27 protein-coding genes are annotated in these 26,576 nt (G+C 73.5%); 12 read left to right on the top strand and 15 right to left on the bottom strand.

The annotated features are described in order from the left end of the window. Positions 1–167: 167 nt before the first annotated feature. Both ACZ4FH_RS19170 and ACZ4FH_RS19175 read left to right on the top strand, forming a co-directional pair. The gene (locus ACZ4FH_RS19170; RefSeq protein WP_467306032.1) at positions 168–1,451 is read left to right on the top strand and encodes an amidohydrolase; all 1,284 of its coding nucleotides are present in this window, start codon (positions 168–170) and stop codon (positions 1,449–1,451) included. Between the two features lie 137 nt (positions 1,452–1,588). Next, positions 1,589–2,038 carry a spore-associated protein gene (locus tag ACZ4FH_RS19175; protein WP_383633857.1) on the top strand — a complete coding sequence of 150 codons (450 nt, stop codon included), beginning with the start codon at positions 1,589–1,591 and terminating at the stop codon, positions 2,036–2,038. Between the two features lie 85 nt (positions 2,039–2,123). On the opposite strand, the gene ACZ4FH_RS19180 is transcribed toward ACZ4FH_RS19175, so the two are convergent. The 8 genes from ACZ4FH_RS19180 to ACZ4FH_RS19215 all read right to left on the bottom strand — a co-directional run bounded on the left by ACZ4FH_RS19180 (position 2,124) and on the right by ACZ4FH_RS19215 (position 10,239). Further along, the gene (locus ACZ4FH_RS19180; RefSeq protein ID WP_467306035.1) at positions 2,124–2,591 is read right to left on the bottom strand and encodes a DUF3291 domain-containing protein; all 468 of its coding nucleotides are present in this window, start codon (positions 2,589–2,591) and stop codon (positions 2,124–2,126) included. A 49-nt stretch (positions 2,592–2,640) separates the two neighbouring features. Continuing rightward, entirely contained in the window at positions 2,641–3,297 is a 657-nt protein-coding gene (locus tag ACZ4FH_RS19185; protein ID WP_467306036.1) for a helix-turn-helix transcriptional regulator, read from the bottom strand. Continuing rightward, on the bottom strand, positions 3,294–4,637 hold the full coding sequence (locus ACZ4FH_RS19190; RefSeq protein ID WP_467306038.1) for a VWA domain-containing protein: 1,344 nt from the start codon (positions 4,635–4,637) through the stop codon (positions 3,294–3,296). The genes ACZ4FH_RS19185 and ACZ4FH_RS19190 overlap by 4 nt, the downstream gene beginning before the upstream one ends. Before the next feature lie 79 nt (positions 4,638–4,716). Further along, positions 4,717–6,453 (bottom strand): dipeptide ABC transporter ATP-binding protein, encoded by a 1,737-nt coding sequence (locus ACZ4FH_RS19195; protein ID WP_467306039.1) that lies wholly within the window; start codon positions 6,451–6,453, stop codon positions 4,717–4,719. Then, complete coding sequence (locus ACZ4FH_RS19200; protein WP_467306040.1) at positions 6,450–7,370, bottom strand: ABC transporter permease; 921 nt, start codon at positions 7,368–7,370, stop codon at positions 6,450–6,452. The genes ACZ4FH_RS19195 and ACZ4FH_RS19200 overlap by 4 nt, the downstream gene beginning before the upstream one ends. Then, positions 7,367–8,317 carry an ABC transporter permease gene (locus ACZ4FH_RS19205; protein WP_467306220.1) on the bottom strand — a complete coding sequence of 317 codons (951 nt, stop codon included), beginning with the start codon at positions 8,315–8,317 and terminating at the stop codon, positions 7,367–7,369. Before ACZ4FH_RS19205 ends, ACZ4FH_RS19200 begins: the two co-directional genes overlap by 4 nt. Next, positions 8,314–9,930, bottom strand: coding sequence for an ABC transporter substrate-binding protein (locus tag ACZ4FH_RS19210; protein ID WP_467306041.1), 1,617 nt, complete (start codon positions 9,928–9,930; stop codon positions 8,314–8,316). Before ACZ4FH_RS19210 ends, ACZ4FH_RS19205 begins: the two co-directional genes overlap by 4 nt. Positions 9,931–10,053: 123 nt before the next feature. After that, positions 10,054–10,239, bottom strand: a complete 186-nt coding sequence (locus ACZ4FH_RS19215; RefSeq protein ID WP_467306042.1) for a hypothetical protein — start codon at positions 10,237–10,239, stop codon at positions 10,054–10,056. Positions 10,240–10,566: 327 nt separating this feature from the next. Between ACZ4FH_RS19215 and ACZ4FH_RS19220 the strand changes: the two genes are divergently transcribed. Continuing rightward, positions 10,567–10,710: a hypothetical protein gene (locus ACZ4FH_RS19220; RefSeq protein WP_467306043.1), complete on the top strand. Its 144-nt coding sequence runs from the start codon at positions 10,567–10,569 to the stop codon at positions 10,708–10,710. Here ACZ4FH_RS19220 and thpR read toward each other — a convergent pair. Together thpR and ACZ4FH_RS19230 are read right to left on the bottom strand one after the other, a co-directional pair. Continuing rightward, complete coding sequence (thpR, locus tag ACZ4FH_RS19225) at positions 10,700–11,332, bottom strand: RNA 2',3'-cyclic phosphodiesterase (RefSeq protein WP_467306045.1); 633 nt, start codon at positions 11,330–11,332, stop codon at positions 10,700–10,702. The genes ACZ4FH_RS19220 and thpR overlap by 11 nt on opposite strands. Next, complete coding sequence (locus tag ACZ4FH_RS19230) at positions 11,329–11,949, bottom strand: TetR/AcrR family transcriptional regulator (RefSeq protein ID WP_467306047.1); 621 nt, start codon at positions 11,947–11,949, stop codon at positions 11,329–11,331. The genes thpR and ACZ4FH_RS19230 overlap by 4 nt, the downstream gene beginning before the upstream one ends. A 222-nt stretch (positions 11,950–12,171) precedes the next feature. Here ACZ4FH_RS19230 and ACZ4FH_RS19235 point away from each other — a divergent pair, with 222 nt between their 5' ends. Further along, positions 12,172–13,767: an MFS transporter gene (locus ACZ4FH_RS19235; RefSeq protein WP_467306048.1), complete on the top strand. Its 1,596-nt coding sequence runs from the start codon at positions 12,172–12,174 to the stop codon at positions 13,765–13,767. 172 nt (positions 13,768–13,939) lie between these two features. Here ACZ4FH_RS19235 and ACZ4FH_RS19240 read toward each other — a convergent pair whose 3' ends face one another. Together ACZ4FH_RS19240 and ACZ4FH_RS19245 are read right to left on the bottom strand one after the other, a co-directional pair. Next, complete coding sequence (locus ACZ4FH_RS19240; RefSeq protein WP_467306049.1) at positions 13,940–14,635, bottom strand: hypothetical protein; 696 nt, start codon at positions 14,633–14,635, stop codon at positions 13,940–13,942. A gap of 165 nt (positions 14,636–14,800) precedes the next feature. Next, positions 14,801–15,544 carry an AraC family transcriptional regulator gene (locus tag ACZ4FH_RS19245; RefSeq protein WP_467306051.1) on the bottom strand — a complete coding sequence of 248 codons (744 nt, stop codon included), beginning with the start codon at positions 15,542–15,544 and terminating at the stop codon, positions 14,801–14,803. A gap of 54 nt (positions 15,545–15,598) precedes the next feature. Between ACZ4FH_RS19245 and ACZ4FH_RS19250 the strand changes: the two genes are divergently transcribed. The 3 genes from ACZ4FH_RS19250 to ACZ4FH_RS19260 all read left to right on the top strand — a co-directional run bounded on the left by ACZ4FH_RS19250 (position 15,599) and on the right by ACZ4FH_RS19260 (position 18,209). Further along, positions 15,599–16,822, top strand: a complete 1,224-nt coding sequence (locus ACZ4FH_RS19250; protein WP_467306053.1) for an MFS transporter — start codon at positions 15,599–15,601, stop codon at positions 16,820–16,822. A gap of 68 nt (positions 16,823–16,890) precedes the next feature. Further along, a complete protein-coding gene (locus tag ACZ4FH_RS19255; protein ID WP_467306054.1) occupies positions 16,891–17,271 on the top strand; it encodes a BlaI/MecI/CopY family transcriptional regulator in 381 nt (126 codons plus the stop codon). Then, the gene (locus ACZ4FH_RS19260; RefSeq protein ID WP_467306057.1) at positions 17,268–18,209 is read left to right on the top strand and encodes a M48 family metalloprotease; all 942 of its coding nucleotides are present in this window, start codon (positions 17,268–17,270) and stop codon (positions 18,207–18,209) included. Before ACZ4FH_RS19255 ends, ACZ4FH_RS19260 begins: the two co-directional genes overlap by 4 nt. Before the next feature lie 101 nt (positions 18,210–18,310). On the opposite strand, the gene ACZ4FH_RS19265 is transcribed toward ACZ4FH_RS19260, so the two are convergent. Beyond that, entirely contained in the window at positions 18,311–19,552 is a 1,242-nt protein-coding gene (locus ACZ4FH_RS19265; RefSeq protein WP_467306058.1) for an MFS transporter, read from the bottom strand. Positions 19,553–19,607: 55 nt separating this feature from the next. Here ACZ4FH_RS19265 and ACZ4FH_RS19270 point away from each other — a divergent pair, with 55 nt between their 5' ends. Then, complete coding sequence (locus tag ACZ4FH_RS19270) at positions 19,608–20,225, top strand: dihydrofolate reductase family protein (protein ID WP_467306059.1); 618 nt, start codon at positions 19,608–19,610, stop codon at positions 20,223–20,225. Between the two features lie 318 nt (positions 20,226–20,543). Next, positions 20,544–21,356 (top strand): alpha/beta fold hydrolase, encoded by an 813-nt coding sequence (locus tag ACZ4FH_RS19275; RefSeq protein ID WP_467306060.1) that lies wholly within the window; start codon positions 20,544–20,546, stop codon positions 21,354–21,356. Positions 21,357–21,401: 45 nt separating this feature from the next. Here the strand turns inward: ACZ4FH_RS19275 and ACZ4FH_RS19280 are convergent, their stop codons facing one another. Next, a complete protein-coding gene (locus ACZ4FH_RS19280) occupies positions 21,402–21,647 on the bottom strand; it encodes a hypothetical protein (protein WP_467306061.1) in 246 nt (81 codons plus the stop codon). Positions 21,648–21,768: 121 nt separating this feature from the next. Here ACZ4FH_RS19280 and ACZ4FH_RS19285 point away from each other — a divergent pair, with 121 nt between their 5' ends. Continuing rightward, entirely contained in the window at positions 21,769–22,449 is a 681-nt protein-coding gene (locus ACZ4FH_RS19285) for a 2-phosphosulfolactate phosphatase (protein ID WP_467306062.1), read from the top strand. A gap of 36 nt (positions 22,450–22,485) precedes the next feature. On the opposite strand, the gene ACZ4FH_RS19290 is transcribed toward ACZ4FH_RS19285, so the two are convergent. After that, positions 22,486–23,787, bottom strand: a complete 1,302-nt coding sequence (locus tag ACZ4FH_RS19290) for an MFS transporter (protein ID WP_467306063.1) — start codon at positions 23,785–23,787, stop codon at positions 22,486–22,488. Positions 23,788–23,921: 134 nt separating this feature from the next. On the opposite strand from ACZ4FH_RS19290, the gene ACZ4FH_RS19295 reads away from it, so the two are divergent. Beyond that, complete coding sequence (locus tag ACZ4FH_RS19295; protein WP_467306064.1) at positions 23,922–24,857, top strand: LysR family transcriptional regulator; 936 nt, start codon at positions 23,922–23,924, stop codon at positions 24,855–24,857. A gap of 503 nt (positions 24,858–25,360) precedes the next feature. Beyond that, entirely contained in the window at positions 25,361–26,560 is a 1,200-nt protein-coding gene (locus tag ACZ4FH_RS19300) for an oxygenase MpaB family protein (RefSeq protein ID WP_467306066.1), read from the top strand. The last annotated feature ends 16 nt before the right edge of the window (positions 26,561–26,576 follow it).

Here is a 26,576-nt window from a genome sequence, read left to right on the forward strand (position 1 = left end):
CCCGGCTCACTTCACGGACGATCAGGTTATCGATCTCTCCTCGAAAGTGCTATCGACCCCCTGCCGTTCCCGCTCCCGGCGGCCCCGGGCAGCGTGTCGGCCGACGCGCGCGCAGGGGGACGGAGGGTTACGGTGCCCCGGGGCCGGTACGGAGAAAGGCGTGGACGATGAGCGGAACGGTGACCGCGGGGCTGGCCGCGATGCGCGAGGACCTGGCGGACTTCTACCGCGATCTGCACCGCCATCCGGAACTGTCGCTCCAGGAGACGCGCACCGCCGCGCTCCTGGCCCAGCGGCTGAGGGACGCCGGGTTCGACGAGATCGCCGAGGGGGTCGGCGGCACCGGAGTGGTCGGTGTCCTGCGCAACGGGGACGGACCCGTGGTGATGCTGCGCGCCGACTTCGACGCCCTCCCGGTGGAGGAGAAGACCGGACTGCCGTACGCCAGCACGGTCCGCGCCGTGGACGGGGAGGGCCGGGAGGTACCGGTCATGCACGCCTGCGGCCACGACATGCACGCCGTCTGTCTGAGCGGGGCCGCCGCGCTCCTCGCCGGCGCCCGCACCCGGTGGAGCGGCACGCTCCTCGTGGTGTTCCAGCCCGCCGAGGAACTGGCGTCCGGTGCCCGCGACATGGTCGCCGACGGGCTGTTCGAGCGCTTTCCCGTCCCCGCCGTCGTCCTCGGCCAGCACGTGGGGCCGCTGCCGGCCGGATTCCTCGGCTACGGCTCCGGGCCGGTGATGGCCGCCGCGGACTCGCTGAACATCACCCTGCACGGCCGGGGCGGCCACGGCTCCCGGCCGGAGGCGGCGGTCGACCCTGTGCTGATGGCGGCCCATGTCGTCACCCGGCTCCAGGGCATCGTCGCCCGCGAGGTCCCGCCGGCCGAGACGGCCGTGGTGACGGTCGGCCGGCTACAGGCCGGGACGAAGGACAACATCATCCCGGACACCGCGGAACTCGGCGTCAACATCCGCGCGTTCACCCCGGCCGTACGCGATCTCGTGCGGGCCGCGGTCGAGCGCGTCGTCGAGGGCGAGGCGCGGGCCGGCGGGGCGGTGAGCCCCCCGGACTTCACCTGGTTCGCCTCCGCACCCGCCCTCGTGAGCGACCCGGAGGCCACGAAGCGGACCGTCGCCGCGTTCTCCGCGCACTTCGGCGCCCAGCGGATCCTGCCGATGCCGCAGGTGAACGCCAGCGAGGACGTCGGGGTCTTCGGCGAGGCCCTGGGCATCCCGACGGTCTTCTGGTTCTGGGGCGGCCTGGAGACGGAGCCGACGCTCGCCGCCTACGCGCAGGGACGGATGGACGAACTCCCGGGCAACCACTCCCCGTACTTCGCCCCGGTGCTCGAACCGACGCTCACCACCGGGGTCGAGGCCCTGGTGGTCGCCGCGCTGTCCTGGCTCGACGTGAACCTCGTGGGGGACGGCGCGACCACGGCACCGTAGCCGCGGTTCCGCCCGGTCCGTCAGCACCGCTCTCCATCAATCACCCGGATGGAGAGGGTATCGGGTGCAACCATCCGTACTGACAACGAGTCACACTAAGTGGTAACAATCGGCCCCCTCAAACCCAAAGGGGAAAAATGGGAATCATGCGTCACGCCGCGACCCTCGGAGCGGTCGGCGCCCTCGCGCTGAGTGCCACGGCCGCGTTCGGCACGACCGCGACGGCCGCGCCCAACGTCACACCGCAGACCGTCTGCGGCAGCGCCTACAAGACGGTGAACTCGATCGCCGTCGGCTCGCTGGGCACGGTCTACCTGACGTACAACCCGGCCAACGGGAAGAACTGCGTCGCGACCATCCGCACCAACCCGGGCACGGCGAAGGACATGTCCGTGTACATCAGCGTGCCCGACACCGACGCGTGGGCCGGTGACTCCGGCTCCTTCACGTCGTACGCCGGACCGGCCTACGTCTACGGCAAGGGCCACTGTGTGAGCTGGGGCGGGAACATCGCCAACGTCTACGTCTCCGTGGACAACTCCAACTGCGCCTCGCGCAGGGAACACCGCGTCACCGAAGTCCGCTGACCGGCCCGTTCGCGAGCGGCGGCCCGCCGGACCCGTGCCATCGGGTCCCGGCGGGCCGCCGCACCGTGTGGTGCCCCCGTGCTCCTCATACGGCCGGCGCGCCCGTCGGCGGCGGGTGCGGGTGACGGAAGGTGAAGGCCTCCGGCCCCTCGCCGGCCTCACGTATCAGGGCCACGCGGTCCATCGCCTCGGCCACGCTCGGGCGGTGTCCGGCGGGCACCCACCAGAGCGCCTGATGGAAATCGGCCAGACGCTCGAACCATTCGCGGCGGCGCGCCAGCAGCTCCAGATGCTCGCTGCGGTAGGTGAACTGCCGGAGCGCCTCGACCGATTCCCAGACCGAGCAGTTGATGAGCAGCATCGGATCGTCGGAGGGGCGCAGTTGTGTGGCGTCGGCACCGTCGTCGTCGACCATGCGCCAGACGAAGCCCGGCGTCCCCTCGGCGACGGCGTTGATGGCGGGCAGCCGGGCGACGAAGTCGGCCAGCCGGGGGCTGTCGAGCGGGGCGAGGATGCGCCCGACGTTGACTTGGGCAAGGTGGAAGTCGTTCACGCGGCCCAGCATGCCCGCGTGAACTTTCTAAAGTCAATGAATGTTGTTTTTAGGAATCGCCGGTGCGCTCCAGCGCGACACAGCACCCGCGGGGATGCGGATCCATCGCGGCCCGCCAGCCCCGCCCGCCCGGCAGCCCGTCGAGCAGCCCCTGGATTCCGGCCAGGTTCATCCCGCAGACCAGAGCCGGGAAACGGTCCGTCAGGGCGTGGAAGGGGCAGTTGTTCAGCCGCAGCGTCGAACCGTCCCAGTACGGCTCGTACCCGCGCTCGCGCAGCGCCTCCACGGGATCGGCCGCCTCGGACACGGCACCCTCGGCGCGCCAGGCGGCACGCGCCGATGCCTGCAACTCCCCGTCGAGACCGGCCCGTTCCACCACCTCCGCCAGGAGCGCGCCCGCCGCGTCGTACGCACGGGGCGGTACGGACACCGCGTGTTCGGCCTCGGCCCTGCGGTACAGCTTCGCCGGACGCCCGGCGCCCGGCCCGCCGCGCCCCGCCGGCCTGCGGAACGTGACGTCGAGCAGCCCGGCGTCGGCCAGCTTGTCCAGATGGAACGCGGCCAGCGAACGGGAGATCCCGACGGCCTCGGCCGCGGCGTCCCGCCCCACGTCGCCGGCCGCGCCCACGACGTACCGGTACAGCCCGCGCCGCACCGGGTCCCCCAGCGCGAGCACCGCGTCGAGGGAGGCGTCCTCGCCGCTCACGACAGGATGCCCAACTGCCGGGCGGCCCTCAGCCACGACGGGAACTCCGACAGCAGCCGGTCGTACAGCTCCGGGTCCGGCAGCTTCTCGATGTCGTCGGCGGTGAAGAAGCCCACGTTGTCCACGCGCCGTCCGGGCAGGGTGTCGAAGCGCTCCAGCACCCCATACCGTCCGCGGCCGAGCCCGATGAACTGCCAGAACACCGGCTCCTCCACGGCGGCCCGCAGCTCCCGCTCGATCTCCCGGTCGCGGTGCACGCCCCCGTCGGAGAAGAACAGGACCAGGGTCGGCGCCGGCACCGGGTGCGCGCGCACATGGGCGCGGACCTCGGCGATGACCTTCTGCTCCTCGTTCTGGATGCCGACGGTCCGCATGTCGACCTGTCCCGGCAGGAGGTTCCCGGGCGGCCTGGTCCGCCCGAACAGGGGCGGGGTCTGTCCCACCCGCACATGCAGGGCGAGCCAATCGGGCAGCTCACCGATGACCAGGTCGGGGAGGCGCGCGGGATTGCTCGCGAAGGTCCAGGCCTGCATCGTGCCGTCGTCGTCGAGCTGCGCGGCCACGGCCGCCATGCGCTCCGCGACCCGCGCCACCGTGCCGCGACGGTAGAGGCCGCCCATCGAGCCCGAGGCGTCGAGGACCAGGATCACCCGCGCGACGAGACGCGAGAGCCCGTGCTTCGTCAGACTGACCGCCACCTGCTCCTTGCGCAGCGACAGCCGCTTGCGCATGTCGACCGGCAGCCGCTCCTCGCCCCGGACCGGACGGACGGCCTGCTCGGGCGCGGGCGGCGGAAACACGGGTGCCGCGGGGGAGACGGGCGGCTCCTCGTCGACCGTGATCCCGAAATCGGTCGCGAGTCCGGCCAGCCCGGTCGCGTACCCCTGTCCGACCGCACGGAACTTCCAGGCACCGGCACGCCGGTAGAGCTCCCCGGTCACATACGCGGTCTCGTCGCCGGCCGTCATGTCGAAGCGCGCCAGCTCGGCACCGGACGCGGCGTCGAGCAGCCGCAGATGCAGGCCCGGGACGCGGCCGAACACACCGCCGTCCGCCGAGGCGCAGAGGGCCACCCGGTCGACGTCCGGGCCGAGCGACGCCAGGCCGACCTCCAGCGTGTCCTCCCCCGCGGCCTTGCCGAGGTGCCGCACGGCACCGGACGGATGCCGGGGCTGGTTGTAGAAGATGAAGTCGGCGTCCGAGCGCACCCGGCCGCCGGCGTCCAGCAGCAGCGCGGAGGCGTCGACGTCCGGCACGCCCGGACCGGCCGACCAGCCGAGGACGGCCCGGACGGCCGGGACCGGAACGGGCATATTGGCACCCTTGCTCAACGTCGTCACCCGGACAGTCTGCCTCGCGGCCGCCCGCACCGGCCCGCCCGGCCCGGCGGGAACGGGGAGCGGTGGCAGCCGCCGCGGCTCAGCCGACCGGGGCCGCGGCGCGCCGTGAGCCCGGAACGGCGGCCAGCAGCTCGGCGGTGTACGGATCGGACGGGGCGGCGAACAGGGCGTCCGTCGCCCCCGTCTCGACCAGCCGCCCGTGCCGCATCACCGCCACCCGGTCCGCGATCTGGCGCACCACGGCCAGATCGTGCGAGATGAAGAGATAGCTCAGCCCCAGATCGCGCTGGAGGTCGACGAGCAGCTCCAGGATCTGCGCCTGCGCCGACACGTCCAGCGCCGACACCGGCTCGTCGCAGACCACCAGATCGGGTTCGAGCGCCAGCGCGCGGGCGATCGCCACCCGCTGCCGCTGCCCCCCGGACAGCTCCGCCGGTCTGCGCCGCAGCACCGAGGACGGCAGCGCCACCCGGTCCAGCAGCTCGGCGGCCCTGCGCGCCCGCTCCTTGCGGCTGCCCACACCGAACGCCCGCAGCGGCTCCGCGACGATCTCCGCGACCGGGGGCCGGGGATCCAGCGAGGCGTACGGACTCTGGTGGACGATCTGCATCCGGCGCCGCAGCCGCCGCAGCGCACCGCCCCGCAGCCGGGTGATGTCCTCCCCGTCGAAGACGACCCGGCCGGACGTGGGATCCGCCAGCCGCACCACCATGCGCGCGGTGGTCGACTTCCCGGAACCCGACTCCCCGACCAGGGCGAAGGTCTCCCCGCGCCCGAGGGTGAAACCGACCCGGTCGACAGCCCGCAGCGTTCGCGCACCGCCCGTCCGGCGGGGCAGCGGGAAGTCCTTCACCAGGTCCTCGACCCGGACGAGATCCCCGCCGTCCCGCCCGGCCGCGCCCGCCCCGGCGGCCGGGACCGTCCGCTCCACGGTCCGCGCGGCAGGCCGCGTGCCCCCGCCCGCTCCGGACGCCCGGCGGTCCACGACCAGACGGCCGCCCGCGAGGCCGGGGGCGGCGGACAGCAGCCGCCGGGTGTACGGATGGCGCGGATCACCCAGCACCTGTTCGGTGTCGCCCGCCTCGACGACCTCGCCCCCGGACATCACCACGATCCGCCGCGCCCGGTCGGCCGCGACGCCCAGATCGTGGGTGATCAGCAGGACGGCGGTGCCCGACTCCCGGGTCAGCGCGTCGATGTGATCCAGGATCCGCCGCTGCACGGTGACGTCCAGGGCGCTCGTCGGCTCGTCCGCGACGACCAGCCGGGGCCGGGCCGCCACGGCGACGGCGATGAGCACCCGCTGCCGCATCCCGCCCGACAGCTCGTGCGGATACTGCCGGGCCCGCACCCGGGGCTCCGGGAGCCCCGCGTGCCCCAGGATCTCCACGGCCCGCTCGGCCGCCGCCTCCCGGTCGGCCAGGCCGTGGATCCGCAGGACCTCCGCGACCTGGGGGCCGATGCGCTGCACCGGGTTGAGCGACACCATCGGATCCTGGGGGATCAGCCCGATGTCCCGGCCGCGCCGGGCCCGCAGCTCCCGGTCCGGCACCCGGGCCAGGTCGACCCCGTCGAACAGGATCTCGCCGGACTCCAGCACACCACCGGCCGGCAGCAGCCCGATGAGCGCGTGGGCGGTGGTGCTCTTGCCCGACCCCGACTCCCCGACCACGGCGACCGTCTCGCCCGGCCGTACGGTCAGACCCACGTCCCGGACGGCCGGGACCCTCCCGCCCCGCGTGCGGTACGAGACCCGCAGACCGCGCACGTCGAGCAGCGGGGCGCCGGGCGCCGGGTCCAGTGGTTCGTCACTCATGGGATGAGCCTGCTTTCGCCGTCGAGCGCGCGCGAGATCCGGTTGGCGGCCAGCACGGTGGCCGCGATGGTCAGTCCGGGCAGGGTGGTCAGCCACCACGCCGTGGCCAGGTAGTCCCGGCCCCCGGACACCAGGGCTCCCCATTCGGGGGCGGGCGGGGTCGCCCCGTACCCCAGGAAGCTCAGCGCCGAGACCTGGAGCACGACGGCTCCGAAGTCGACGGCCGCGTAGACGAGCACGGGGCCCGAGGCGTTCGGCAGGACCCGCCGCAGCAGTACCGCGTACCAGCGCGTCCCGGCGGAGCGGGCCGCCTCGACGTACACCGCCCCGCGCACCCGCAGCACCTCGGAGCGCATGATGCGGGCGAAGCTCGCCACGCTCGTGAGCCCGACGGCGATCGCCACGTTCACCGTGCCGAAGCCCAGCGCCGTCACCACCGCCATGGACAGCAGCAGGTTCGGGACCGCGAGCAGCACGTCGGCGACCCGCATCAGCGCGGCGTCGGCCCAGCCGCCGAGATATCCGGCGAGCAGTCCGACGGCCGAGCCCCCGACGAGCCCCACCGCGACGGCCAGCACCGTCGCCCGCAGCGACAGTCCCGCCCCGTGCACCACCCGCGCGAAGAGATCACGGCCCAACTGGTCGGTACCGAAGAGGTGTTCGGCCCCCGGCGCCCCGAGCCGTTCGCGGGGGACCCCGGCCAGCGGATCCTGCGAGGTGAACAGGCCGGGCAGGAACGCCGCCACCAGCACCAGCGCCAGCAGCAGCACCGACAGGACCAGCCCCGGCCGGCGCAGCAGGAACCCGCCCAGCCGCCGCGCCCGCGCCCCGTACCCCTCCCGGACGACCTCGCGCGGGTCGGGGGCGCGCGGGCCGGGGTCCCGGCCGTCGAGCGCGCCCACCGCCACCCCGGTCACCGGGCCACCGCCGCCGTCGTCGTGATCCGGGGGTCGATCAGCGGATACACCAGATCGACCGCCAGGTTCGCCAGGACGAAGACGAGCGCCCCGAACACCACGAGCCCCTGGACCACGGGGATGTCCTGGGAACCCACCGCCGTGGCGGTGATGCGCCCCACCCCGGTCCGGGAGAACACCGTCTCCACCACCACCGATCCCGCCAGCAGATTGCCCACGAGCACCCCCACGACCGTCAGCGGCGGGATCGCGGCGTTGCGCGCCGCGTGCCGGAAGTGCACGCGCGCCCGGCTCGCCCCCTTGGCCAGCGCCGTCTCCACATAGGGCTCCTCCAGCGTGGTCCGCAGGCTCTTCGCGAAGACCTGCGCGAGGACCGCGCCGGTGGGCAGCGCCAGGGTGATCACCGGAAGGACCAGACTGTCGAAGCCCTCGTTCCCGACGGCCGGCAGCAGCCGCCAGCGGAACGACACGATCTGCACCAGCACCAGACCCACCAGGAACGTCGGCGCGGACACCCCGAGCGCGGGCAGCGACAGCAGCAGCTGCCGCAGCGGACGCCACCGCGTGTACGTGCCGAGCAGCGCGACGCCCGCCCCGATCACCAGCGCCAGCAGCAGGGCTCCGGACGTCAGTTGCAGGGTGGCCGGCAGCGCCGTGCCGATCATGTGCCGGACGCTCTCCCCGGTCTGCACCGAGATCCCGAAGTCCCCCCGCACCGCGTCCAGGAGCCGGTCGCCGTACTGCGAGAGAACCGGCTTGTCGAGTCCGTACGCCTGCTTCAGCTCGGCGAGCTGTTCCGGCGGGACGGTGGAGGTGTCGCCGCCGCCCGCCGCCATGATGGAGACCGGATCCCCGGGCAGCAGGTACAGCACGGCGAAGGACAGGGTGAACGCCGCCCAGAGGACGAACACCGCCTGGAGAAGCCGTCCGGCGAGATAGCGCGTCATGACAGCCACGTCCCGTGGAACTGGAGCCGCGACGACGCCTCGAAGTCCAGACCGTGCACCCTCGGCGACAGACCGAGCACCGTGGTCAGCTCGAACACCGGGATCTGATAGGCCCGGTCCAGCACGATCTCCTGGGCGCGGGCCACGTGCGCGGCACGCGCCTCCGGGTCGCTCGTGGACGCCTCCCGGTCCAGGACGCCGTCGAGTTCACGGTCGGAGAGATGGCCGGTGTTGAGCAGCCTGCTGGAGAATCCGGTCCGCAGGATGTCGGGGTCCACGCGCGTCGTGTTGCCCCAGGAGAAGTCGTAGTCGCCCTTCTGCCGCAGCGTCAGGAACTCCCCGATCGTCGCGGACCGCAGGGTGACGGCGATGCCGGCCTTCCGCAGCTGCTGCTGGATGAGTTCCAGAGCCGTCTGGTTGGGGCCGAAGTTGGCCCCCCAGATGACCTTCAGCGACAGCTTCCTGCCGTCCCTGACGCGGATTCCGTCGGGTCCGGGGCGCCATCCCGCCGCGTCGAGGAGTTTCGCCGCGCCCGCCGGATCGTGGCCGAGCCGGGCGTTCAGGTTCCGGTACCCGCCGGTGGTGCTCGCGAGGGCACTGGTGGCGGGCTCGTAGCTGCCGCTCAGCACGGTGTCGACGATCTCGCGGCGGTCGATGATCTTCTGGACGGCCCGGCGGACCCGGATGTCCCGGGTGGCCGGCCGGGCGACGTTCGCCGTCAGCGCGAAGGGAAGCCCGGGGTTGGCGCGGCTTCGGAGCGTGAACCCGGCCGCCTTCAGCCCGGCCTCGTCCTGCGGCGCGACCCCGCCGATGGCGTCGACCTGGCCGGACTGCAGGCTGCCGGTGCGGATCCCGGACTCGGGGACGACGGTGAACGTCAGCCGGTCCAGCCGGGCGGCGCCCTTGTGGGTCCACCGCGAGGAGCCCCACGCGTAGTCCGCGCGGCGGCGCTCCTCGACGGACCGGTTCGGCGTGTAGCCGGTGAGCGTGAACGGTCCGGACCCGGTCAGCCGGCCGGTGCACCGCCGCTCGGCGGGCAGACGGAGTGTGGAACGGGCGAGCAGACCGAGGGTGAAGGTCGAAGTCGCCTGGAGGAACTGGGCGTTGGGGGCGTCGAAGACCACCTTGGCGGTGTACGGGTCGACGACCGTGGTGCTCCGGTACCCGGCGAGGTAGCTGCTCCCGAGGACCGCCTTCGCACCGAGCTTCACGATCCCGTCGAAGTTGTCCTTCACGGCCCGCGCGTCGACGGGCGTGCCGTCGCTGAACGTCGCGTCCTTCCTCAGGACGAACGTGAACGTCGTGGAGTCCTTGCTGATCTGCCAGGACGTCGCCAGCCACGGCACGATCCGCCCGGTCTCCGGGTCCTGGTCGGTGAGCGAGTCGACGAGCTGACGGGCGGGGTAGATCGCGTCGTTGTTGCCGGCCTGCTGCGGGTCGACGCACATCGGGTCGGAGGCCAGGGCGAAGGTGAGGTGCCCGCCGGAGCGCGGGGCCGACGTGCCCGCGGACCCGGCGCCGGACGAGGAGCAGGCCCCGGCCGCGAGAACGAGGACGGTGGCGGCGGCGAGGGGTGCGCGCGTACGACGGAACCGGCGGCGTGGACCGGACATGAGTGGTTCTCCAGCTGCTGGGAGGGAGGCGGCCGGGCACCGCGGGCACCGGCGCGCACGACGGGCGTGCGCGTCCGGGGCGGGGCGGTGACCGGGGCCGGAGGGCCGGGCGGTGAGGAGACGTCAGGCCCGACAGATGGCGCTGGAGACGCGGTGCAGATCGATGTGGCGCCGGAGCGTGAAACGGCGACCGGGGCCGTTGCGGCGGGGCACGGGCCGTTCGGCCGGAGCGGCCGGGACGCCGTCCGGGCGCGTACCGGCGACACCGTCCGGGGCGGTGGCCCCCGGGGCGAGCGGCTGGTACGGCATGGGCGGCGCGGTCCTTTCCGGCAGGGAGACCTCGTCCGAGACGGACGATGCCGGGCAACGTACCAGCCCGAACACCCGTCTGAGAAGCGGTGTTTGGGGCCGCGGACCGTACGCGCGCGATCCGCGCGCGAACGGCCCGGACGCGGTCCCGCACACCCGGCGGCCGACCCGTACCACCCCCTCGCGACCTGCGAGGACGCGGGCGCCGGACATCCCGTGGGCGCTGCGGAGGAGGGGCGTGCGCGCCCGGCGGAACCCCGCGCGCGCCCCGCACGGCGGCGGTGCCGGCGCGCCCCGGCGCAGGTGGCGGCCACTCGTTACACCTGTGTGAAGAATTCCGGTCCGGGAGCCCGGATCCGCGCGTCGTCCGCCGCACCGCTCCGCCCCCGCCGGGAACGGGGCGTCTACCGCACCCCGTACGAGGGCCCCACCCTGCAGGACCTCCTCGACCTGCGGCCGGTCACGGCCTGAGGGGGGTCAGGGGCGGCGGCTCCGGGAGGTCCGGGGATGCGGCCGCCGGGCCGAGGGGCCAGGAGACGATGTCGCGGTAGCGGACCGGTCCGGGGCCGCGCGGGTCGTTGCTGCCGACGAGGTGGAGGCGCCCGGCGTCCCAGGCGCGGCCGGCGAACCCGGCGAGGTCCGCCGCGATCGCGCCCACCGAGGAGAGATCGCCGCGCCGGGCGCGCGCCAGCGTCAGATGGGGGCGCAGCACCCGGTCCCCGCCCGGGACGCCGCAGTCCCGGACCACGGAGCGCACGGCGTCGGCGAGCCGGTGCAGTGCGTCCAGCTCCCCGTCGATGCCGCTCCACAGCACCCGGTCGTCGAAGGTCCCGCTGCCGCGCAGCGCCAGCCGGGGCGGCCGGTGGACGCCGGCGACCCGGGCGAGGGGCGCGCACAGGCGCGGGACCAGCTCGGCCGGCACCTCGCCGAGGAAGGCCAGGGTGAGGTGCCAGTCCTCGACCCGGTTCCAGCGCAGCCGCGGGTGGGTCTCGTAGGCGGCGTGGAGCCGCCGGACCAGTTCCTCCTTCGCGGGGTCGGGAGGGGCGAGGGCGACGAACACGCGGAGCCGCGCGGAAGGGGGCGCGTCGCTCACCCGGCGACGTCCGTCGTGCCGCGCGACGCGGCGGGCGACGCGTCCGCCCCGTAGCGCAGCCCGTCGACGAGCAGGGTGATCATGCGGTCCGTGTACTCCTCGTCGTCGGGGGCGAGCAGATCACCGACCGCGCGCAGCAGATCGAAGGGCCGGACGTCCGCACGGATGCCGCCCGAACCGGCGGCGGCCTCGACCAGGTCCGTCACCACGGGGACGAAACGGTCCCGGAAGTAGGCGGGCAGGCTCTCGTAGGCGGGGTCGCCCGAGTGGAGAACGGTCTTCAGGCCGCGTTTGGTCGCCACGAACCGCGCGAAGCGGTGCAGCCAGCGGGACAGTGCCTCGACGGGCTCGTACCGCTCCGAGAGGGCCGGGGCGGCCTCGGCGCAGGCGTCGACCTCGTGGCGGAAGACGGCCGTGATCAGGTCGGAGCGCTGCGGGAAGTGCCGGTAGAGCGTGCCCGCCCCGACACCGGCCCGTGCCGTGATCCGGCGCACGGGGGCGTCCACGCCGTCGGTCGCGAACACCTCGGCGGCGGCCGTCAGCAGGGCGTCCAGATTGCGCTGGACATCGGGCCGCACACGGCGGGCGGCCGGCTCCCCGGCAGGGCTGTCAGGCATGGCGGATTTCCTTTTGCGCTCCGGAACAATGTTCCGTATTCTCATTGCTGAACGGCGTTCCGGTTTCATTCTAGCCGGGCCCGCACCAGGACGGCCCGATGCCGTCCTCCCCCGACACCCCGGGCCGATGGGCCCGCAGCGCGGGCCGTCCGGCCCGCCCCACCGCCGTCCGACCGGCCCCGCCGCGCGGACGTGCCACGCAGTCCAGAAGTGGGTACCTCCATGTCCGAATCAGTTCCGTCCGCCCGTCGGCGCGACACCGGCGGCCGTCCGGGTGCCGAAACCCTGCCGGGCCCCGGCGCGGCCACCGCCGCCGGCCCCGATCCGAGGCGCTGGAAAGCGCTGGTCTTCATCGCCCTGGCCCAGTTGATGGTCGTTCTCGACGCCACCATCGTGAACATCGCCCTGCCCTCCGCCCAGCAGGATCTCGGGATATCGGACGGCAACCGGCAGTGGGTCATCACCGCCTACGCCCTGGCCTTCGGCGGGCTGCTGCTGTTCGGCGGCCGCGTCGCCGACCTCTGGGGCCGCAAGCGGGCCTTCCTCGTCGGCCTGACCGGCTTCGCCGCCGCCTCCGTCCTCGGCGGAACGGCCAACGGCGAGGCCATGATGCTCGGCGCCCGCGCCCTGCAGGGCGTCTTCGGCGCCCTCCTCGCCCCGGCCGCGCTCTCCCTGCTCGCCGTGACGTTCACCGAGGCCAGGGAGCGCGCCAAGGCCTTCGGCATCTACGGCGCGATCGCCGGTGGCGGCGGTGCCGTCGGCTTCATCCTCGGCGGCACCCTCACCGAGTACCTGAACTGGCGCTGGACGTTCTTCGTCAACGTGCCCTTCGCGATCGTCGCCGCCCTCGGCGCGTACGTCGTGATCCGTGAGCCGGCCGGCGGGCGCAACCGTGCGCCGCTGGACGTCCCGGGCGTCCTCCTGTCCTGCCTCGGCCTGGTCTCCCTGGTCTACGGGTTCACCCGCGCCGAGTCCGCCGGCTGGTCCGACCCCCTGACGCTCGGCCTGTTCGTCGCCTCGGCGGTGCTCCTCGCCGCCTTCCTGGTGACGGAGTCGCGGGTCGCGGCGCCGCTGCTGCCCCTGCGCGTCCTGGCCGACCGCAGCCGCGGAGGCGTCTACCTCTCGCTCGGTCTGGCCGTCATCGCGATGTTCGGCACCTTCCTGTTCCTCACGTACTACCTGCAGATCGTCAAGGGCTACACCCCGGTCAGGACCGGCCTGGCCTTTCTCCCGATGGTCGCCGGCATGATCACCGGCTCCACCCAGATCGGTGCCCGGCTGATGACCCGGGTGCCGCCGAGGCTGCTGATGGGGCCGGGATTCCTGGTCGCGGCGACCGGCATGCTGTTTCTCACCCGGATGGACATCGGCAGCTCGTACGCCGGTCTCGTCCTGCCCGGACTGCTGCTGCTCGGACTCGGCATGGGCACCGCGTTCATGCCGGCCATGTCGCTGGCCACCCACGGGGTCGAGCCGCGTGACGCCGGGGTCGCCTCCGCCATGGTCAACACCTCGCAGCAGGTCGGCGGCGCCATCGGCACGGCGCTCCTGAACACCGTCGCCGCCTCCGCCACCACCGCGTATCTCACCGCGCACGCCGCGGACGCCACCACACCCGCCGCACGCCGACTGGTCGGCGCGCGGGCCATGGTGGACGGCTACGCCACGGCCACCTGGTGGGCGGTGGGCATCCTGGTCCTGGCCGCGACCCTCGCGCTGACGGTGATCCGCGCCGGACACCAGGGCGGTCCGGCCGCCGGTCCGAGGACGGTCGACGGCACGCGCGACGAGGACCGGATCCCCGTCGTCAGCCACTGACCCGCCCGCGTGGGTGTCCCACGCGGCGGAGGGCGGCCCGTGCCCGCCACCGGCCGCCCTCCGCCGTGGGGAAGCGGGGCCTCCTCGTACGACACGGGCCGCCGCCGCTGGATCGGCCTCGACGCCTGGACGGCCGGGGACCTCCCCGTACGACACGGCCGACGGGGAGGTGTCATCCCTGCGCCCGCTCCTCGTGGGTCACCTCGAACGGCCCGGTGGCGGCCGCCGCGCACAGGGTGGCGTCCGATGCCCCGCCCGCGGCGAGCCCCTTCTCGCAGAGCCGGCCGCCGCTCTCCCTCAGATCGAGGTAGAAGTGCGTGCCGGCCGAGTCCTGTCGCAGCCCGTGGATGTGCGCGTCGATGTAGCCGAGGCGGTTGAGGGCGGCGCGGACCGTGGCGGGCGTCGGCTCGTCGACCTCCTGGAGTGCCACGACGAGGCGCTGCGCGTGGTTGACCCCGGTGCACCAGTCGCGCGGGTTCAGCTCCGTCTCGGGACCCGGGGTCACCCGGGGCTCGAACGGCGCGGCCGGGGGAGTCCCGCCGGGCGCGACCTCGGGCTCCGGCTCGGCCGGCTCCGGAACCGGAGGCGCGACCGGGTCCCCGCCCGGCGCCGGGCACGCCCGCCCGAACGTGTCGAGCAGCTCCGCGAACGCCGCCTGCTCGGCGGAGGGCCGCGCCGGGCTCGCGTCGGCGACGCTCCTCGCCCGGGACGCGTCCTTCGCGGCGCCGCCGTGCGACTCGGTTCCGCAGCCGGTGAGCGCGAGGGCGGAGGCCAGTGCGGCGACGGTGAGACCGGTGGTGAGCGGGCCGCGTCGCGACGGCGTGAAGGCCCTGGCGGACGCGGTGCTGGACGTGCGGATCTGTGTCATGGGCAGAGTCTCCTGCCCGCGCGCCGCCTCCCGCGTGAGTACATCTACTCACTCGTACGAGTGATCGACTCAGGTGCGGATGTTCCGGCGGGCGACGCTCGGGACGGGCCGTGCGGCCCGCGCCGGTTCGACGCTGTCCAGGATGTTCGGTCCGGTGACGGTGCCTCAAGGAGCGGGCCGCGAACCGGGCGTATGCCCGAACGCGCGCCGGAAGACATCGATGAAGGTGCTGGCCGACGACCACCCGCAGCGGTGGGCGACGGCGGTGACGGGCAGGTCCTCGGCCAGCAGGACCAGGGCGTGGTGCAGCCGCAGCTGTGTGCGCCACTGAGGGAACGTCAGACCGAGATCGGCGCGGAGCCGGCGCGAGAGCGTCCGGGACCCCGCCCCGATCTGCCGGCCCAGCTCGTCCAGGGTCCGGGCGTCCGCCGGGTCGGCCCGCAGGATCGCGTGCAGGGAACGGAGCAGCGGATCGGTCGGGGTCGGCAGATGCAGCGGCCGCTCGGGGGAGACCGTCAACCGGTCGAGCAGGACCGCGCGCAGCCGGCCCCGGGCCGGGCTGTCGTCCTCCGGGGCGCCTGTGTACGCGACGAGAAGCTCCCGCAGCAGCGGGCCGACCTCGATGACGGCCGGTGCGCCGAGACCCAGCGGATTCTCCCCGGCGGGCAGCCCGACGAAGTGCAGATCGAGGTCGCCGTGCGCCTGATGCCGGTGGACGGTGCCGGCGGGGATCCAGAGCGCACGGGTGGCCGGGGCGACCCAGGCACCCGCGTCGGTGGTCACGGCGATCGTTCCCCGGCTCGCGTACACGATCTGGTGGTCGTCGTGCCGGTGCGCGTCGATGGCGCCACCGGACTCCAGACGCTGCGTCCGGGTCGGTGCGACCGGGGTGTGGCGGATTTTCTGCATCACCTGGCAATTTAACGAAAGCGCGACACCCACCGCGGCTTCCAGCATGAACGGGTGCGCAAGAACACACACATCACCCTGCTGTCCGTGGGCCATGCCTGCGTCGACCTCTACCAGGGCGCCGTCGCGGCGCTGATCCCCTACTTCGTGTCCGAACGGGACTACTCCTACGCCGTCGCCTCCGGCATCGTGCTGGCCGCGTCCCTCCTCTCGTCGGTGGCCCAACCGGTCTTCGGCGCGCTCACCGACCGGTGGGCGATGCCCTGGCTGCTGCCGGTCAGCACCCTGCTGGGCGGCGTCGGCATCGGGCTGAGCGGCCTCGGCGGCTCGTACGGACTCACGCTCTTCTTCGTCGCCGTCTCCGGCATCGGCGTGGCCGCCTACCACCCGGAATCCGCCCGGGTGGCCCGGCTGGTCACCCGGGGCAGCCACAGCGGAATGGGCTGGTTCTCCCTCGGCGGGAACATCGGCTTCGCCCTCGCGCCGCTCTTCGTCGCGGCCGCGATCGGCCACGGCTCGCTGCGCTGGACGCCGGTGCTCGTCCTGCCCGCCCTGGCCGGCACGGCCCTGTGCGTGCCGGTCCTCCGCGCCCTGGCCGGTCCCGCGACCGGCGCGGCCGCCGGGGCCGTGCCGAGGAGCGCCGACGACGTGCCCTCGTTCCTCCGGCTGTCCCTGGCCGTCGTCTTCCGCTCCGTCGTCTTCACCGGCCTGAGCACCTTCATCTCCCTGTACGCCACCCAGCGCACCGGAGGCGGTGCGACCGCCGGCACGATCGCCCTGTTCCTGCTGTTCCTCGGCGGCGCGGTGGGCTCCGTCGTCGGCGGATCCCTGGCCGAGCGCTTCGACCGCGTCCAGGTCTCCCGCTGGTCCTATCTGCTCTCGATCGCCGCCGTCGCCGGGGTGGTCTGGGTACCGGGCCCGGCCCTCTACCTCTTCGTGGCCCTCACCTCCGCCGGCCTCTACGTCCCCTTCTCGCTCCAGGTCACCCTGGGCCAGGACTATCTGCCCTCCCGCGTCGGCACCGCGAGCGGGGTGACCCTCGGGCTCACCGTGAGCATCGGCGGTCTCGTCAGCCCGCTGCTGGGGCACCTCGCCGACTCCGCGTCCCTGCGGACGGCGCTGACACCGCTGATCGCCATGCCCGTCCTGAGCTGGCTGCTCTTCCGCACCCTCCCCGAACCCGCCGTGCGGGGCCCCGAACCGTCCGGGGGCGCGGACGGCACCGGAGCCGCAGCCGCCGAGGGCCCGGGAACGGCGGCGGTGTCCCCAGTACAGTGAGATGACGGAAGAAGCGACGGCCGGGGCCCGGACACGGCGGTCCGCGACGGCGACAGGGCGGTAGCACGATGGTGGAGGACGGCGGCGATCCGAGACGCCCGCACGGCGGACTCGTCGCGGACGTACTGGCGGTGCTCTGGGCGGCCGAGGAGCCGCTCACCCCGCAGCAGATCAAGAACGCGCTCGACCGCGACCTCGCCAGGACGACCGTGACGACGATCCTCACCCGGCTCCACGAGAAGGGCACCGTCGTCCGCACCCGTGCGGGCCGGGGCTTCGCCTACGCCGCCGCCGACGACTCCGCGGGCCTCGCCGCCGGGCGCATGCACCGGGAACTGGAGCGCGAACCCCAGCGCGACCTGGTGCTCAAACGGTTCGTCTCGGCGCTCTCCGGCGAGGACGAGGCAGCCTTGCGCCGCCTGCTCATGAGCGCGGAGGACGGGGCGTGACCCTGGTCCTCGCCCTGGTCATGACCGCCCTGGTCCTGCCGTGGGGAGCGGCCGCCGCCACCCGCCGGCTGGCCGCCCTCCTGCCGCCCAGGGAGGCGAGCCTGGCCCTGACCGGTGCCTCCGTCCTCCTGGCCGGAGGCACCGTCGCCGCCCTGGCCGGACTCTTCCACGTCCCGTTCCTCGCGGCCCACGACTACCTCCCGCTCTCCCGTGTCGTCGCCGCGTGGCCGGCCGTCGTCCCGGTGGCCGCCGCGGCCGGCGCCGTACTGGCGGCCCAGGCGGTGCTGGTGGGCCGTCGCTGGCGCGCACACCGCTCCCTGCTCGCCCGCACCTGGGAAGGCACCGCGGGTGCGGTGGCCGACGGCGATCTGCTGATCGTGAGCGACGCGGACCCGCGCGCGTTCGCCCTGCCGGGACGGCGCGGGCGCGGCGGACGCGTCGTGGTGACCACGGGCATGCTCCGGGTCCTGGGGCCCGCCCAGCGCGACGTCCTCCTCGGCCACGAACGCGCGCATCTGCGCGCCCGACACGGCCTCCTCTCCCTCACGGCGCACCTGGCCGCCGCCGTGCACCCGGCGCTCCGCCCGCTCGGCACGGACCTCGACTTCCACCTGGAACGCTGGGCCGACGAGGCCGCGGCGTCCGAGGTCGGCGACCGCCGCCTCGCCGCCACCGCGATCGCCCGCGCCGCCCTGGCCGTCACCCCGCGCACCGCACCCGGACGCGTCAGGGCGCCGCTCCTCTCGGTCAGCACGGGCCCGGTCCCGCAACGCGTCGAAGCTCTGCTGCGCCCGCGTCCGGTCCTGCCGGCGACCCGTGCCGGCCGCGCGGTCGCGACCGGCCTCGTCACGGCGGTGGCCGGATCGGCCCTGCTGGCGGTGGCCCTGGCCTACGGGCTGCACGAGTACGCGGAGTTCGCCGTCGGCCTCGTCCGCTGACGGACGTACGCCACGCAGGCGGGGTGCGGCCGCCCGAGCTCCCCGGCTTCCCTACGCCGTACGCCTCGCGCCCCGGCCGCGGACCTTGTCCGGGCCCGGCATCACACCGGGGAAGCGCCTGAGCCGCCGCCCCCGCCAGGCGGCGGGCCGAGGACGGAGTAGGCCCCGGCCCCGGCGGCCAGCACGATCACACAGCCGGTGAAGATCAGCCCGGCCTCGCGCAGCCCGAGCCAGGTGGCCAGGGCGCCGACCCCGACCACGGGGAGCGAGATCCCGGTGTACGCGACCACGAAGAACGCGGAGATCGTGCCGCCCCGGTGCGCGGCCGGTGCTGCCTCGCCCACCAGGGTCAGGGCCGCGCGGAAGGACAGCCCCTGTCCGGTGCCACCGCACACGGCCCCGAGCACCAGCAGCGGCAGGGACTCGGCGATCAATGACGACGCCACCAGCGCCAGACCGACGACGAGGACGGCGCAGCCGAGGGGCAGCGCGCGGCGCACCCCGACGCGCCGGGTCAGGGACTGGCCGGCCGTCGAGGCCAGGAACACGGAGAAGACGACCGCTCCGGTGACCGCGAGGTTGTGCACGCCCAGCGTCTTCGCGGCGAAGCTCGGCGCGACGGCCGTGAACAGCCCCAGCAGCGCGAATCCGGCGAACGCCGCCAGCGAGGCCCGTACGAACACGCCCTTCACCTCCGCGGGCACCGCGATGCCCTGGGGCGTCAGCCGGGCCCGGCGTCGCGGATGCGGCACCGTCTCCGGCAGGCACCGGGCCACGACACCGGCCACCGCGACCAGACCGAGATGGACCCAGAACGGGGCGGTCAGGGGCCAGGGCGTGTACTCGGCCAGGAACCCGGACAGCAGCGGTCCGCAGCCGAGGCCGCCCATGTTCGCGGCCGTGGCGGCGAACGCGGCGCGTCCGGAATGCCGCGGACCGGCGAGCTCCAGGACCGCCGCCGTTGCCGCCCCGCTCAGCAGCCCGGCCGCGGCACCGGACAGCAGCCGTCCCGCGAACAGCCACGGCAAGCCGTTCTCCAGCAGGTAGCAGGCCGCGCTCGCCGCCGAGAACGCCATCGCGCACAGGAGTACGGGTCTGCGGCCGACCGTGTCCGAGTAGTTGCCCGCGACCAGCAGCACCGTGATCACCGCGACCGCGTACACGGCGAAGACGACGGTCACCATCAGCTCCGAGAAGCCGATCTGCTGCTGGTAGAGCCCGTACAGGGGGGTGGGCAGCGTGGTCCCGGCCATCCCGACGGCGAAGACGGCCGCGGCGGCGGGATAGCCGGGCCGCCACCTGCTGCCCGGGGACGAGGCGGTATCCGCAGGAACGATCACCACGTCACCTTAAGAGCGCGAGCGATGAATTCTCGCGCCGCACGCGGTCTGCCCTGGTATGACGCGCATCATCGCCGACATCTCGGTCTCCCTCGACGGCTACGTCACCGGCCCGGATCCCGGACCGGACAACGGTCTGGGCACCGGGGGAGACGCCCTGCACCGGTGGGCCTTCTCCGACGACCCCGACGACCGCCGGATCCTGCGGGAGGCGACGGTCCGCTCGGGCGCCGTCGTCCTGGGCCGCAGACTCTTCGATCTGGTGGACGGACCCGGTGGCTGGAGCGACGAGGTCGGGTACGGAGCGGGCGAGGCGGCGAAGCCGCCGTTCGTCGTCGTGACCCGCAGGCCCCCGGCTTCACTGAGGCTGACCGGGCTCGACTGGACCTTCGTCACCACGGGCCTCGCCGATGCCGTGACCGCCGCACGCGAACGGGTCGCGTCGGCGTCGGCGGCGACCGGCGCGGAGCGCGACGTGGTCCTCATGGGCGGCGGCGCCACCATCGCCTCGGCCCTCGCCGCGGGTCTGGTGGACGTCCTGTCACTGCACCTGGCCCCCGTCGTCCTGGGTTCCGGTACGCCCCTGTTCACCGGAGTGCCGCCCCGCACGCTCGTCCAGCGCACCGTGACCGCCACCACGACGGCGACGCATCTGGCCTACGACGTCCTGCCCTGAGCCCGCGGTCCTTGCGGAGGGACCCGCGGTCCTTGCGGAGGGAGCGGGGAAGCTCCCTCGCGCGGGGGAGACGGTTCCCTCCTGGGAAGGAGGTCCGCCGCCGGGGCGGCTGCGATCTTTGAAAGCACCCCGGGAGCGCGGTCCCGTGCAGCCCGCGCTCCATGACCTCGCGGGTAATCGCGTCCTTCCGGCGAGGAGGGCACCGTAGTACACGCACCGCACCGCACACACCGCGACCGTGGGGCCCGCAGGGTCGACGGAGGCATGACGTGCGCGTACACGCCGCGGTCAACGGACCACGACACCCAAGGAGTTGCCATGTTCTTCGAGACCCCCGACGGCGTCCGCCTCGCCTACCAGGACTACGGCCGGGGCGCACCCCTCGTGTTCGTCGCCAGCTGGACGCTGGGCGGCGACATGTGGGAGTACCAGATCCCCTTCTTCGCCGAACGAGGGTTCCGCTGCATCGCTCTCGACCGGCGCGGTCACGGCCGTTCCGACCGCCCGTCGGGCGGATACGACCTGGACACCGGCGCCGACGACCTGGCGGCGCTCCTGGACCACCTGGACCTGCGCGGAGTGACCTTGGTGGCCCACTCGCTGGGCGGCGCCGAGATCGCGCGGTATCTGGCCCGCCACGGGGAGGACCGCGTCGCGCGCGCCGTGTTCGTCTCCTCCACGACCCCGTTCCTCCTGCACACGGAGGACAACCCGGACGGCGTGCCGGAGGCCCGGCTCCAGGGCACCCTCCAGGCCTTCAGGACCGACCGGCCGAAGTGGTTCGCCCGGCAGGCGCAGATATGGTTCGCCACCCATGCCAACGAGGTCTCCCCGGCCACCGTCGACCACACCATCGCCCAGTGCCTGGCCACGTCCTCCTGGGCGGCCTCCCAGCTCTTCGCGGACGGGTTCCGTGCCGACCACCGGGCCGGTCTGCGCGAGATCGGCGTTCCGGCCCTGGTCGTGCACGGCACCATCGACTCCATGGCCGCGATCGCCCTCACCGGCCGGCGTACGGCCGAGCTGATACCCGGTGCGGTCCTCAAGGAGTACCCGACGGCGAGCCACGGTCTGTACTTCACGCACAAGGACCAGCTCAACGCCGACATCCTGGAGTTCATCGAGTCCTGACCGTTCGGGGATCAGCTCGCGGCCGGACACGGGGTACGCGTCCGCTCAGCGGCGCGATGCCTTGCGCTGAAGCGCCTCGCGGCGGTCGCGCAACCGCTTCTGCCGCTTCCGGCTCTCCTTGCGGCGGCGTGCGCGTGCGCGGGCGGCGGGGCTGCGCAGCCTGCCGGGATCGGGCAGGAGGAGCAGTGCGCAGACCAGCCCGATGATCATGGCGAGGACCAGGATGCCGCAGACCAGGGCAGCGGCGGGCGGCAGGTCGCCGACCTGCTCGATCCGGTTCCGGAGATTCATCCGGGCCTCCCCTCCTGCGCGCACGGGGACCACACGGTAGCAGCGGCGGTTCCGCCCGCAGGCCCCGCGTCTTCGGCGCGACCGGGCCCATGGGCGCCCCCGATGGGGGATGCTGTGCGGCATGGACACGCGCTTCGTCGGCATCCCCGAACTGACCGAGACGCCCGCGGTGGCGGTCGTGGTCGATGTCATGCGGGCCTTCACCGTGGCGGCCTGGGCCTTTGCCCGGGGCGCGGAGAAGGTGGTGCTCGCGGAGTCGCTGGACGAGGCGCTGGCGCTCAAGCACCGCCGTCCCGCATGGGTCGCGTTGAAGGACGGGGCTCCGGCACCGGGGTTCGACCTGGTCAACGCCCCGGGTCTGCTGCGCTCGGCCGACCTGGAGGGACGGACCGTCGTGCAGAAGACCACGGCGGGCACGGTCGGCGCGCTCGCGGTCCGGGACGCGCGGCTGGTGCTGTGCGCGAGCTTCGTCGTGGCGGAGGCGACGGCGCGGGTGCTGCGGGCGGAGGGTGGCGGCGACGGTGTCACGTTCGTCGTCACGGGTGAGGACGGACGGGCGGACGAGGACCTGGCCTGTGCCCAGTACATCGCCGCACGGGCCGCGGACACCGGAGCCGACAGCACGGACTACGTCCGCCGGGCCGCCGGTTCGCGCGCCGCCGCGGAACTGGCGGAGGGCGTGCGGCTGGGGGTTCACCCCGATGACATCGCCCTCTGCCTGGAGGTCGACCGCTTCGCCTTCGCCATGGTCGCGGCGCCCGAGGACGCGCTCATGGTGCTGCGTCCGTACGGCATGCCGTAGCCGCGCGCCGCAGGAACCGTGCCGGCCCGGCCCGGGTCACACCCGGCTGCGGACGGCCGTGCCCTCTCCTTCCGTGTCCTCCGGTCCCTCCGTGTCCTCCGGTCCTTCCGTGCCCTCCGTCTCGGGCCGCCGGGTGTGCGCGGCGCGGGGGAGCAGGAGCGGGGTGGCGAGGATGAGGAGTCCCGCGGCGGCGAGCGCGGTGCGCGGACCGGTCGCGTCGGCGAGGAACCCGGCGAGCGCGGTCAGCGCGGCGATGGCCGCCTGCTGGCCGACCGACCAGGCCGTCAGCGTGCGGGCCACGAGATCCTTCGGGGTGTGCTGCAACCGGTATGTGGCCAGGACCGGCGTGTACAGGCTCATATGGAGGATGATCGCCAGTTCGACGACGATCACGGTGACGAGCCCGACGACCCCGGGGCGCACGAACACCAGGCCGATCAGCCAGACGGCGCGCAGGGTGCCGACGGTCCGGAAGACCGTGTGGCGCCCGTAGCGGTCGACGACACGATGGGCCAGCCGGGAACCGATGAGCCCGCCGACGCACGGCAGCGCGAACGCGAGCCCGTACTGCCAGGGGGAGAAGCCCAGCGAACGGATGAGGAGCACGGCCAGCAGCGGTTCGGTGGCCATGATCAGACCGGAGACGAGCAGTTGATTGAGGTACAGCGCCCGCAGCACCGGATGGCCCAGGATGTGGCGCCAGCCGTCCAGGAGCCCGCCCGCCCGCGTCCGGCTCCCGCCCGCCCCGTCCGGCGGGTCCTCCCGGCCGCCGATCGCCGCGATGCCCAGGGCGGACAGCAGATAGCTGAACGCGTCGGCCACCACGGTGACGACCGGCCCGAACATCCCGATCGCCGCTCCGCCCAGGGGCGGCCCGACCGCGATGGAGCTCCAGTTCGTGGACTCGAACCGCGCATGGGCGACGAGAAGGTCGTCCGGCCGGACGAGCGCCTTGAGGAAGGCGCCGCTCGCCGCGTTGAACGCGATCCTGGACGTGGCCACCAGCGCCGAGACCACGAGCAACTGCACGAAGCCGAGTCGGCCGAAGGCGTACGCGACGGGAATCGACGCCATCGCCGCGGACCGGGCCAGGTCCGTCGCGATCATGACCGGCCGTTTGCGCCGGTACTCCACCCACGGGGCGAGCGGCAACGCCAGCAGCGCACCCACCGCGGGCCCCACCGCGGAAAGCGCGGACACCTCGGCGGGGCCCGCGTGCAGCACCAGCACGGCGATCAACGGGAAGGCCCCGAACCCGAGCCCCGAACCGTAGGCGCTCACCGCGTACGCCGCCCACAGCCAGCCGAACCGCCGACCCAAGCGCCTCCTGCCCCACACCCTGACGCGCTCCTCGTGTTCGCCGTACAAACAGACGTTGACCGAAGAGAGCTAACCGAGCACCCCGGACCTGGGTCAAACAACCATTCCCTTCGCGATCCACAACCAGATGTTGTTCATTAAGGTGGGCCGTCATGGACCTCGAAGCCGTACGCACCTATGTCGCCGTGGCGGAAACCGGCCAGTTCCGCAAGGCCGCGACGGACCTCTCGATCACCCAGCAGGCCGTCTCCAAGCGCATCGCCGCCCTGGAGCGCGATCTCGGCGTCCGTCTGTTCACCCGCACGGCCCGGGGTGCCGAGACGACCATCGACGGGCAGGCGTTCCTGCCGCACGCGCGCGAACTGCTGCGCACCGCCGAGCGCGCCGCCGCCTCGGTGCGCACCGACCGCCGTCCACTGCGCGTCGACGTGATCAACTCACGCGGAGCCTCCTCGGGCCTGCTACGGGACTTCCACCGCGCCCACCCCGGGATCGAGCTGGACGTGCTGATGCTGGTCGACATCGACCAGGCCCTCGACGCCGTCCGCTCGGGCACCGTCGACGCCACCTTCCGCGCGGTCGGCGCGCCGGGCCGGCCCCTTCCCGACGACCTGGAGTCCGTCCGGGTGGCCGACGAGCCCCTGGAGTTCTTCACCGGCCCCGCCCACGCACTGGCCGACGCCCCGTCCGTGACCCTCGACCGGCTCGTGGGCCACCGGATCTGGATTCCCGGCATCACGCCGGGCACCGAATGGGGCGCCTACTACGACGCCCTCGTGGCCGAGTACGGCCTCACCATCGAGGCCACCGGCCCCAACTTCGGCTCCGACGCCCTGCTCGACACCCTCGCGGACACCCCCGCCCTGGGCACGTTCATGGGCGGACTGACCCGCCTGATCTGGCCCGCCTCGTACGGACTCAGACGCATCCCCGTGACCGGCCCGACCCCCGTGTACCCGCACTCGCTCGTCTGGCGCCGCGACAACCCCCACCCGGCGCTCGCCACGCTCCGCTCCCATCTGACCACCACGACGACCGGCCACGGCGCCGAAGGCACCTGGGTGCCGGACTGGGTCCTCCCGCGCTGACGCGCCCCTCCGCCCCCGCCGGGCGTCCGCGATCTCCCGCTCGAAGCGGGGGCGGAACACGCTGTTCCCGGCGTACTCGGGCCGGATCACCTTGAGGGCCACGGGATCGTGCTGAGGCGTACGCGACAGATGGACGATGCCCATGCCGCCCGCGCCGATCCTGCCGAGCAGCGGGAACCCGGCCGTCGCCGAAGGATCCTCGTCGGTCAACTCCTCGGGTCCGCAGAAGACCTGATGACACCTCAACCGAATGCTCCCACCCCCGTGGCCCCGAGCCGACTGTTCGGCTCCACGGATCCGCGCGGGGTGATCGTCTACGGACGACGCGGCCGGAGCGCCTTCACGACGGTCCCGGCCGCCCCATTGCCGAGGCTCGCGCGCCTCGCTATGTTAATCGAAAATCACATCTGTGTGACCACGCTTGCCAGGCGGGAAGCCGCACAACCGGCGCTGCTCAGAAGGAATTACCAGCCGTCTGACTCGACACGGAAGCAGGTAAGTCAATGGGAAATCTCAGCAGGCGACAGGCGCTCTCACTCGGCGTCGCGCTCGGGCTCACCGGTGCCGCGGGCACCGCCCCCGCCTGGGCGTCGACCGGGGCGGCCGCGGACGCCGACGCGGGGACCGGACCGGAGTGGATCTGGGACGACAAGGCCGACCCGCTGATGGTGTCGATGATCGAGGGCGGCCACGTACCCGCGATCAACACGGCCTGGGCCTCCTGGGTCAACAACAACGACCCGCTGCCCGGCGGACTGCCGGCCGAGTTCGCCACCTACCTCCAGGACGTCAACCGGCTGCCCTCCTGGGCCGATCCGGTCAAGCTGACCCGCGCCGCGGACTTCAACCGGCGCCGGGACCTCTACCTCTTCATGCTGTACGGCCTGGGCAGCGGCATCATGAGCACCGTGATCCCGCGCGAGGCCAAGAGCGTCTACTGGTCCGCGGGCGGCGCGCACATGCAGGACCGCGCGGCCAAGACGTTCACCTTCGGCTACGACCTGTCCCAGCTGGGGGCGTTCGAGCCGACGGGCCAGTTCGTCGTCACCGCCAACAAGACGCGCGTGGTGCACGCCGCCGTGCGCCACCTGCTGCCGCAGTCGCCGCACTGGCGGGCGGTCGCCGACGAGACCGTCCCCATCAGCGCCGCCGACATCCTGGTCACCTTCCACAGCCTCGGCACCTTCGTGCGCCGGCGGCTGCTCGACTGGAAGGTGCCGTTCCCGGCCGCCGACCAGGAGGCCTTCCTGCACTCCTGGCAGGTCGCCATCCACCTGCTGGGCGTGCCCGACGAGCACATCCCGCAGACCTGGGCCGCCGCCGAGAAGCAGTCGGCACAGGTCCTCACACCGATCCTCACCCCCTCGACCGAGGGCATCGCGCTCGCCGAGGAACTGCTCGGCCTGACGGCCCAGCTCGACCTGGGCGTCACCCGGGGCTTCCTCAACGAGTTCGTGCGCTACGTCCTGAGCGACGACGTCGGTGACTGGCTCGGCCTGAAGCGGGACTACGTCTCGGCCGCTCTGGTCCGCACGGCGTGGCCGGCGTACATCCTGTTCCGCGAGGGACTGTCGCCGGTCATGCCCGGCGCGTTCTACGCCATCGACCAGATGGTGCGCGCCCTGGCCATGCTGTTCCTCAACGAGGGCTCGTCCGGAACCACGACCCCCATCACCATCCCCACCGGCAACAGGCAGGACTGACCCGGGACACGGCGCC

The organism is Streptomyces sp. NPDC024555 (genome assembly GCF_055559335.1).